Annotated in this window: 9 protein-coding genes; 3 read left to right on the top strand and 6 right to left on the bottom strand. The window is 58.0% G+C overall.

All coding sequences use genetic code 11. The features are described 5' to 3' along the window. The coding region (locus tag NCN04_RS04740) for a 16S rRNA (guanine(527)-N(7))-methyltransferase RsmG (protein ID WP_250395334.1) at positions 1-317 on the bottom strand (317 nt) is incomplete at its 3' end. 62 nt (positions 318-379) lie between these two features. Here NCN04_RS04740 and NCN04_RS04745 point away from each other — a divergent pair. Both NCN04_RS04745 and NCN04_RS04750 read left to right on the top strand, forming a co-directional pair. Beyond that, the gene (locus NCN04_RS04745) at positions 380-910 is read left to right on the top strand and encodes a J domain-containing protein (RefSeq protein WP_250395335.1); all 531 of its coding nucleotides are present in this window, start codon (positions 380-382) and stop codon (positions 908-910) included. Then, on the top strand, positions 861-1,118 hold the full coding sequence (locus NCN04_RS04750; protein WP_157028605.1) for a DUF3143 domain-containing protein: 258 nt from the start codon (positions 861-863) through the stop codon (positions 1,116-1,118). The genes NCN04_RS04745 and NCN04_RS04750 overlap by 50 nt, the downstream gene beginning before the upstream one ends. 19 nt (positions 1,119-1,137) lie before the next feature. Here the strand turns inward: NCN04_RS04750 and bioA are convergent, their stop codons facing one another. The 5 genes from bioA to NCN04_RS04775 form a co-directional block, all read right to left on the bottom strand. Next, positions 1,138-2,433, bottom strand: coding sequence for an adenosylmethionine--8-amino-7-oxononanoate transaminase (bioA, locus tag NCN04_RS04755; RefSeq protein WP_048347175.1), 1,296 nt, complete (start codon positions 2,431-2,433; stop codon positions 1,138-1,140). Between the two features lie 196 nt (positions 2,434-2,629). Further along, on the bottom strand, positions 2,630-3,295 hold the full coding sequence (gene bioD, locus NCN04_RS04760) for a dethiobiotin synthase (RefSeq protein WP_048347174.1): 666 nt from the start codon (positions 3,293-3,295) through the stop codon (positions 2,630-2,632). Beyond that, complete coding sequence (locus tag NCN04_RS04765; protein WP_048347173.1) at positions 3,292-4,047, bottom strand: methyltransferase domain-containing protein; 756 nt, start codon at positions 4,045-4,047, stop codon at positions 3,292-3,294. The genes bioD and NCN04_RS04765 overlap by 4 nt, the downstream gene beginning before the upstream one ends. Continuing rightward, positions 4,044-4,769: an alpha/beta fold hydrolase gene (locus tag NCN04_RS04770; protein WP_250395336.1), complete on the bottom strand. Its 726-nt coding sequence runs from the start codon at positions 4,767-4,769 to the stop codon at positions 4,044-4,046. Before NCN04_RS04770 ends, NCN04_RS04765 begins: the two co-directional genes overlap by 4 nt. 6 nt (positions 4,770-4,775) lie before the next feature. After that, the gene (locus NCN04_RS04775) at positions 4,776-5,936 is read right to left on the bottom strand and encodes an aminotransferase class I/II-fold pyridoxal phosphate-dependent enzyme (RefSeq protein WP_250395337.1); all 1,161 of its coding nucleotides are present in this window, start codon (positions 5,934-5,936) and stop codon (positions 4,776-4,778) included. A gap of 48 nt (positions 5,937-5,984) precedes the next feature. Here NCN04_RS04775 and NCN04_RS04780 point away from each other — a divergent pair. Then, positions 5,985-8,138: DEAD/DEAH box helicase (locus NCN04_RS04780; RefSeq protein WP_250395338.1), on the top strand; the 2,154-nt coding region annotated here is incomplete at its 3' end.

Here is an 8,138-nt window from a genome sequence, read left to right on the forward strand (position 1 = left end):
ACAAGGGTGAGTGTGGTCCCCGGTAGGGCGATGGCGACAGCGAGGCCAGGAAACCCGCCGCCAGTGCCTACATCAATGCAGCGACGCGATAGATCGGGGGTGCGTAGCTCTTTGTCGAGAGGCCAAAGACTGTCAAAGACCTGGGCGATCCAGAACTCCTCGTTCTCTACCAAACGGGTGAGATTCACCTTGCTGTTCCAATGGCGCAGCAGGGCTTGTAGCTCTTTGAGTTGCGAGAGCTGGGTGTCATTGGGTTGCCAGCCCAGACAGTGCCATAGGTCAGGCCCGGCATCAGAAAAGCTGTTTGCTTCTGGCATGGCTGCCAGGGCAGCGACTCTTCCTACAATGCACCTTCGTGATTCGGCTCGAACAGGACGTGATGTCGGCCACGACCCATTACGAACGGTTAGGAGTGGGCCGTGGCGTGGACGCCGAGACCTTGCGTCGCGCCTTTCGACGTCTCAGTAAGTCGGTGCATCCAGACACCACAACGTTGCCTGCCGCTGAGGCAGCTCGCCAATTCCAGCTGTTGCGTGAGGCCTATGACCAGTTGGCTGATCCCTCGTTGCGTCGGCTTTATGACGCTCAACTCATCCAGCAGGATCAGCTTTGGCAACAGCAGCACGCTCCGCTGCCCTCTCCTGCAGTGTCTTCTGCAACGGCCATTGGTGAGCGAAGACCACTCTCAGGAGGGGAGTGGTTGTCACTGTTGATGCTGCTTGGGGCCTTGCTTTTGTGTGTATCGCTGGCAGTCGGAGTGGCCTGGAGTCGGGGCATGGAGCTTCAGGTTCAGCCCAGTTGGCTGGTCGCCGAGCAGACTCAAGAGGAGCCGTTGATTCGGGATGTCCTTGATGGTGTCGATGCCTCCAGCAGAAACTCCTTTAAATCAGCATTCGCTGCAGGCTCTTGAGCATTGGCTCCAGCAGCTTGGAGCGCAGCGGCTGGCGGATGATCCGTGTGGCTGGTCCTGGCAGGAACAGGGATGGACGGCTGAGATCCGTCTGCAACAAACGGATCTCGCGGTGATCTGGAGCCCAACGGAAGCACCTCGCCCTTGCGTGTTTCCCTACGGACTGTCCCGTGCCGACGTCGAGGCTGCCCTGCGGCTGGGTCCCTGAGGGCTCAGCTCGGGCTTGTTCAGATCGTTACTTCATGCTCTTGCAAACGGTCGAGCGCTTCGTGGAGAACGGCGTAGCAGTGATCGAGCTGCTCATCGCTAATGCATAGCGGAGGAAGCAGGTACACCACTTGGCCAAGAGGCCGCACCAGGACACCCCGTTCTCTCGCCAGCCTGCGCAGGACCTTCCCAGCAGGGTTGAGGTAGCCCTCTTGGTCGGTGACGACGAGATCAAAGGCTGCGATCGTCCCCGTCAGGCGCACACGCCTGATTCCTGGATGCCGTGCCAACACTTCTAAGCGCGATCGATGCCTCGCTTCGAACTCCAGATACTTGTCAGGCTCTTCTTCGAGCAGATCCAGACTTGCGTTCGCTGCAGCGCACCCCAGGGGGTTGGCGGTAAAACTATGGCCATGCCAAAGGGTCACGCTCGGGTCCTTGCCAACGAAGGCGTCGAAGACAGCGCCGCTGGCCATGGTGATGCCCATAGGAAGGAATCCAGCGGTGAGTCCTTTGGACAACGCCACGACATCAGGTTGGACTCCGGCCCGTTGAGTCGCCAAAAAATCGCCGCAACGCCCAAAGCCCGTAAGGACTTCGTCGGCGATCAACAAGGTTCCAGCGTTGCGAACGCGCTTTTCCACTTCTTGAAGAAAGGTGGGGCGCACCATGCTCATGCCGCCTGCACCTTGGACAAGCGGCTCGAGAATGACAGCTGTGGTTGGTGTTTTGAGGGCTTCTTCGAGCTGATTAAGGGCTGTTAGTTCCTTTTGTTCGACGTGATCGTCGTCCCACCATGTCGCAGGCCATGGGATGCGGGCGACCGGAAACAACAGCGGGTCAAAGGGTTCACTGAACAGGCTGCGAGCTCCCACAGCCATCGCCCCAAACGTATCTCCGTGATAGGCACCGTCGAAGGCGATGATCTGCTGCCTTGGTGCTCCCTTGTTGTGCCACCACTGAATGGCGATTTTGAGTGCCACCTCCACTGCGGTGGATCCGTTGTCTGAAAAAAAGACTCGCTCTAACCCGGTTTTAGCTGCCAACCGATCGGCAAGGCGTTCGGCTTGAGGATGGGTGAATTCGGCAAAAATGACCTGCTCAAGAGTCTCGGCCTGACGAGCAATGGCTTGCGCGATATGGGGGTGGGCATGGCCATGCAAGGTCACCCACCAGCTGCTAATTGCATCAATTAAAGGAGGTCCTTCATCTCGGTACAGAAGGGCTCCTTCTCCTCGAAGCACTCTCTCTAAGGGAGGCGTTGTGGAGACCTGGGTGAACGGAGGCCAGAGGTGTGGATGGTGATGCTGAGGCACTTCGTTATTACAGTTGCCAGTGGATTAATTCGTTTCTGATGAGCTCAGCGGCACATTTCACTGTTTTGTTCTGATTCCGTAGCGATCGGGCCACAGTTAACCCAGCGCACAAGTCCAACTTCGACGTCAGTAAATAACACTAAAATCCCCGCGCAAAGAAGGGCAACAGCCACGGCGACTCCGGTCTGATGGCGATTCATCTCGAAGCCCGTAAACGATTGATCTCGGTTTCGACCTTAGCTTTCACGTTCTGAACATGCCATTGCCTGGCAAGAGCTGCGGCATTGAGTGTCTCCAGTGGTGGGAATTCGCACAGCAACGGGACCTTGCCGAGTTCGTTAAGGGTGTGGGGATTGTCGGCGTGGGGAGGGCCATTAATCACCAGCCCAAGGATCGGAATGTTCCGTCTTCTCAATGCCTCCAGGCTGAGAAGCGTGTGGTTCAAGGTACCCAATTCACTCCGGGCTACCAACACCACTGGAAGCTGCCACCGTTCGAGTTGTTGGATTTGCAGCCAGTGGCGTGTGAGTGGCACCATCAGACCTCCAGCGGTCTCCACCACCAACGGTCCATCTGTTGATGGCAATTGGAGCTGGTTGGGGTCAATGCATCGCCCTTCTCGTTCGGCAGCCCAGTGAGGAGAAACGGGGGCTTGGAATGCATAGGCTTCTTCTTTCCATCGCTCCTTTGGAAGGTCTAGAAGATCGATGACCCGTTGACGATCACCACCACCTTCTGTGCCGCTTTGGACTGGCTTCCAATAGCTGGCCTCTAAGCCTTGAACAAAGAGGGCGCTAACGATGGTTTTCCCAACATCGGTGTCTGTTCCGCAAATCACCAATCGAAGGGGAGGCGTGTTCATCGCTCGATCACCAGGATTTGAATTAACCAGGTCAATCTGACCTGCCCTTCCTCTGAACGATCAGGCCAGTGGGCGCTTAGTTGACGCCACTGCTTCACGCTGAGAGCTGAGCGGGTGCTGGTGCCGGCGCCAATGGTCTGCATAGGCCGCAATAGAGCCGTGATATGGCTTGCTTGTTCGCTGAAGTTGAGCTGTTGTTGTTGCCTGATCTGCTGTTTCGGTAACGAGGCCGTCAACGCGCTGGTTGTTGGGAAACGCAGAGCTGCGCAGGGGACTGCCGCTTGGCGGGCCGCTTCGTGCCACTGCGGGAAGCAACCTGCAACCGGCAGCGCCACAACTAACCAGCCACCTGGAGCTAGACAATCGAACCAGTGCCTCAGTGTTGTACCTGGGTCGGACAACCAGTGGAGGCAGAAGCTGGAGGTGATCAGGGTTGGAGCGTTGTCCCAGAATTGGAAGGGTTGATTTAAATCCCACAGCTGAGTCTGGTCTGGACGGGAGTGGCGGGCCAGCATGGAGGGGCTTCCATCGATGCGTTCCACGACCTTGCCGGGGTTCCGTTGTTCGATGGCATCGGCAAGCAATCCTGTTCCACTGCCGAGATCCAGCCATCGTCCGGATGGAATTGGGAGCCGTTGGCAGTGCCCGGCGAGTCGCCAGGCCATCGCTGTTTGGAGACGGGCGGCCCGGTTGTATTGGGTTGCTGCGCCATCGAAGCTGCGTAGAACCTTGGCCCCCCAGGTGTTGCTCATGTCTCTCCAGGAGCCTGATCAAGCCATCGCTGGATGCGTATCAGCAGCTCTGGCACCAACAATGCATGCCCGCTACCGGGTAGGCACCAGTGTTCTGCTGGATGCTGCAGTCGGGTCTGAACGGCATCGCGCAGCTCTTGTCTTGCGGCTGGCACCACAATCGCGTCTTGGGCTGCCTCTACGACCAGCACTCTTGCTGTTGCTTGCAGCCCCAGCGGTAACTCTGCGCTTGCGATGAGCCGATCTAAGTCGTCGGTTAAGCGTTCACGGCCCTCGCGCGACAGTCCTTCATGGATGGGGCCGCGTGGGAGGCGGTCTGGTGGCGATGGCGCTGCTGCCCGCTTTAAGAAGGTTGTGAGCATCTCAGCTTCAGCTTCGCTATCAAGGCATCGGCGCATGCTCTTCAAACCAGTTTTCAGAGCTCGACCTTTGGGTCCTTGCGGCACAAATCTGGAAAAACTTGCGAGCAAAACCACGTCGGTGGCTTTGGTGAACACGGCATCCGGGAGCAGATGCGGCCCTAGGGAGTGGGCAATCACCACGCGGCGTTGCAGCTCTAAGGGATCTTGATCGTCTTGCCAAAAGGGCATGTGCTCTTGGCGGTTGCCATACCCCCGTTCACCGCTTTGCCAAGACCAACAGTGAGGCTTGAAATGCCGGATCCAGGGCACCCATGAATGGCTGTCTTCGCCCCAGCCGTGCATGGCAATCACCTGTTTCATCGGGATCTACGAGCCCAGAGAGAGGGCGTGGAGCAGTGCGTCCAATGTCCCATCGGGCAGGCTCCGACGCACCACCAGACGGAGTCGGGACGTGCCTTCAGGAACGGTGGGGGGGCGGATCGCAATGCTCAAAAGCCCTGCGGCTTCGAGGATCTGTTGGCGATCGAGAGCTGCTTGGTCTGAACCGATGACCAGGGGCAGAATCGGACCTGTCCCGCCTGGACGCGTCCATCCCGCAGCAGCGAGCGCGGAGCGCCACTGTTTGCTCGTTGCTATGAGCTCTTCCGACCAATGGGGATGGTGTTGTATCAGCCTTAACGCTGCGAGCGCTGCTGCGGCAAGGGGTGGTGCTAACGCCGTGGTGTAACGAAAAGCGCCACTGGTTTGGAGCAGGGTTTCGCCGAGGTCTGCATCACAGGCCAGAAACGCTCCACCGCTCCCAAAGGCCTTCCCAAAGGTGCCACTGAGCAGGGTCACTGCCTTGTTTGGCAGGGCATGGCTGAGGCCACGTCCTCCATCTCCCAAGACGCCCAGGGCATGGGCTTCATCGACTAGGAGTCGGGCAGCGTGGCTCGAGCAGAGCTCTGCCATGGCACTCAGGTTGGGACTGGTTCCCTCCATGCTGAAGAGACTTTCTGTGATCACCAGCGGTTCGTGCCCTGGGTGTCGATCCCGGCACCGCTCCAGCTTGCGGTTCAGATCGATGAGGTCGTTGTGGGCAAAGCGCTGAAGTCGCGCCCCACTGGCTTGCACTCCTGTGAGTAAGGAGTGATGGCAGAGCCTGTCCGCTAGCACTGGCGTATGGCGGTCCGCGAGCGCAAGAACGGCGGCAAGATTGGCTTGAAAGCCGCTCGGGTAGAGCAGAACGCGATCTCGATTTAACCAGTGCGCTAGCCGTTGTTCGAGTTGGTCATGCACCGGGCGGCTGCCGCTCACCAGCCGGGACCCACCGGCGCCCACTCCGCTTCGGTTGATCTCCTCGGTCGCAGCCGAGATGAGCTCAGGGTGCCGAGCCAGATTGAGATAGTCGTTGCTGGCTAAATCCACCAGACAACATGGCGTTTCATCTCCTTGATCGATCGCGTTGACCGGAAGAAGCCCTGATCCATCTGGATTGGGCCTCCAGGTTCGGAGCTGACGTCGGCGTGCTTGAGACGGGCTGCTCATGTTGGTCAGTTTGCTGCTCCCTGCTCGCGCAATCCCTAGGATCCAGCGATGGTGTCACCGGATGTTTCCCAGCTATTTCCATTCCCTTTGGATGGATTCCAGTTGGAATCGATTGATGCCTTGAATCAAGGGCATTCCGTTGTGGTGAGTGCGCCCACGGGATCTGGCAAGACTCTGGTAGGCGAGTACGCGATTCATCGGGCGATTGCCCATGGCCAAAAAGTTTTTTACACAACACCTCTCAAAGCCTTATCCAATCAAAAGTTGCGCGATTTTCGCGAACAGTTTGGAGCGGACAATGTTGGCTTGATGACGGGTGACCTGAGCGTTAACCGCGAGGCTCGAGTGGTGGTGATGACCACCGAGATCTTTCGTAACATGCTGTATGCCGAAGCGGATGGTGATGACGATCCGCTAGCGGATGTGGAGTCGGTCGTGCTCGACGAGTGCCACTACATGAATGATTCTCAGCGGGGCACCGTCTGGGAAGAATCGATCATTCACTGTCCCCCTTCCGTTCAACTGGTGGCGTTGTCCGCCACCGTCGCCAATGCGGGGCAACTAACCGATTGGATCGAGAAGGTGCACGGTCCGACGCGTCTGGTGCTGAGTGATTTTCGTCCGGTGCCGCTGCAGTTCAGTTTTTGTAGCGCTAAAGGTCTCCATCAACTTTTAAATGAACAGGGAACTGGAATTCATCCGAATTGCAAGGTTTGGCGTGCTCCAAAAGGGCACAAGCGCAAAGGCCGTTCGCCAAGGCCGCCGCAGCCGGAAGCACCACCGATCAGTTTTGTGGTCGCGCAAATGGCGGCACGGGAGATGCTCCCCGCCATCTATTTCATCTTCAGTCGCCGTGGTTGTGACAAGGCCGTTCGCGACCTTGGGGTGCAGTGTTTGGTGACGGAGGCCGAGCAGGCCATCATCCGTGAGCGGCTTGAGGCTTACACCGCCGCAAATCCTGAGGCTGTGCGCGACGGCCTTCATGCGGATGCGTTGCTGCGCGGGATTGCATCCCATCACGCCGGAGTGCTTCCGGCTTGGAAAGAGCTCATCGAGGCGTTATTTCAGCAGGGGTTGGTGAAGGTGGTGTTTGCCACCGAAACATTGGCGGCCGGCATCAATATGCCGGCGCGCAGCACTGTGATCGCCTCGCTCTCGAAGCGCACCGAACGGGGGCATCGCCCCTTGATGGCCAGTGAATTTCTGCAAATGGCTGGTCGCGCGGGTCGTCGCGGCTTAGACACGCAGGGTTATGTGGTGACCGTTCAGAGTCGATTTGAGGGGGTGCGTGAGGCGGCCCAGTTGGCCACGAGCCCCTCTGATCCATTGGTGAGTCAATTCACCCCCAGCTACGGCATGGTGCTCAACCTGTTGCAGCGTCATGACTTAGCCAAAGCAAGAGAGCTGGTAGAGCGCAGCTTTGGCCGCTACCTCGCCAGTTTGGATTTGGTCGAGGAAGAAGAACATCTGGCTGAGTTGCGGATGCAGCTGGCTCAACTTCAAGGCACGGCTGGTGACGTTCCGTGGGAAGACTTTGAGGACTATGAAAAACAGCGCGGCCGTCTTCGCGAAGAGAGACGTCTGCTCAGGATTCTTCAGCAGCAGGCTGAAGAAACCCTGGCCCATGAACTCACGACCGCTCTTCAGTTTTCGAGCTTGGGAACGTTGGTGAGCCTCAAGTCACCTCGTCTTCGTGGTGGGGTCACTCCGGCTGTGATCGTTGACAAATGCGATGGCCCCGGGCAGTTTCCGCTTCTGCTTTGCTTAACCCAGGACAACGTTTGGTTGTTATTGCCCTGTCAGGCCGTCGTGAGCTTGCATGCGGAATTGAGTTGTTTGCAGGTTGATGGCGTGGCGCCTCCTGATCTCAGCCGTTCCGGTGAGCTCCGTCATGGCGATCAAGACAGCGGTGGTTTGGCTTTGGCGGTGGCGCACATGGCACGTCGTCATGACATGACCACAGCTCAGTACGACTTGGCGGGAGAGGTGTTGTCTCAAGTTCGCCTGGTCCGGGAGTTGGAAGATCAGCTGGAGGGGCATCCGGCTCACCGCTGGGGCGATCGCAAGCAACTCAAGAAGCACAGGCGACGCATGGAAGATCTTGAACATGAAATCGGTGAGCGCCAGCAATTACTCCATCACCGTTCCAACCGGCACTGGGAGACATTTTTGGCTCTGATTGAGATCTTGAGGCACTTTGGC

The organism is Synechococcus sp. MU1655 (assembly GCF_023630655.1).
Lineage (GTDB): Bacteria > Cyanobacteriota > Cyanobacteriia > PCC-6307 > Cyanobiaceae > Synechococcus_C.

Bases quoted from the DNA above. Each gene is read 5' to 3' on its own strand.
- NCN04_RS04770 (WP_250395336.1), bottom strand. From the start codon at position 4,769: ATGAAACAGGTGATTGCCATGCACGGCTGGGGCGAAGACAGCCATTCA.
- NCN04_RS04750 (WP_157028605.1), top strand. From the start codon at position 861: ATGCCTCCAGCAGAAACTCCTTTAAATCAGCATTCGCTGCAGGCTCTT.
- bioD (WP_048347174.1), bottom strand. From the start codon at position 3,295: ATGAACACGCCTCCCCTTCGATTGGTGATTTGCGGAACAGACACCGAT.
- NCN04_RS04765 (WP_048347173.1), bottom strand. From the start codon at position 4,047: ATGAGCAACACCTGGGGGGCCAAGGTTCTACGCAGCTTCGATGGCGCA.
- NCN04_RS04745 (WP_250395335.1), top strand. From the start codon at position 380: ATGTCGGCCACGACCCATTACGAACGGTTAGGAGTGGGCCGTGGCGTG.
- NCN04_RS04775 (WP_250395337.1), bottom strand. From the start codon at position 5,936: ATGAGCAGCCCGTCTCAAGCACGCCGACGTCAGCTCCGAACCTGGAGG.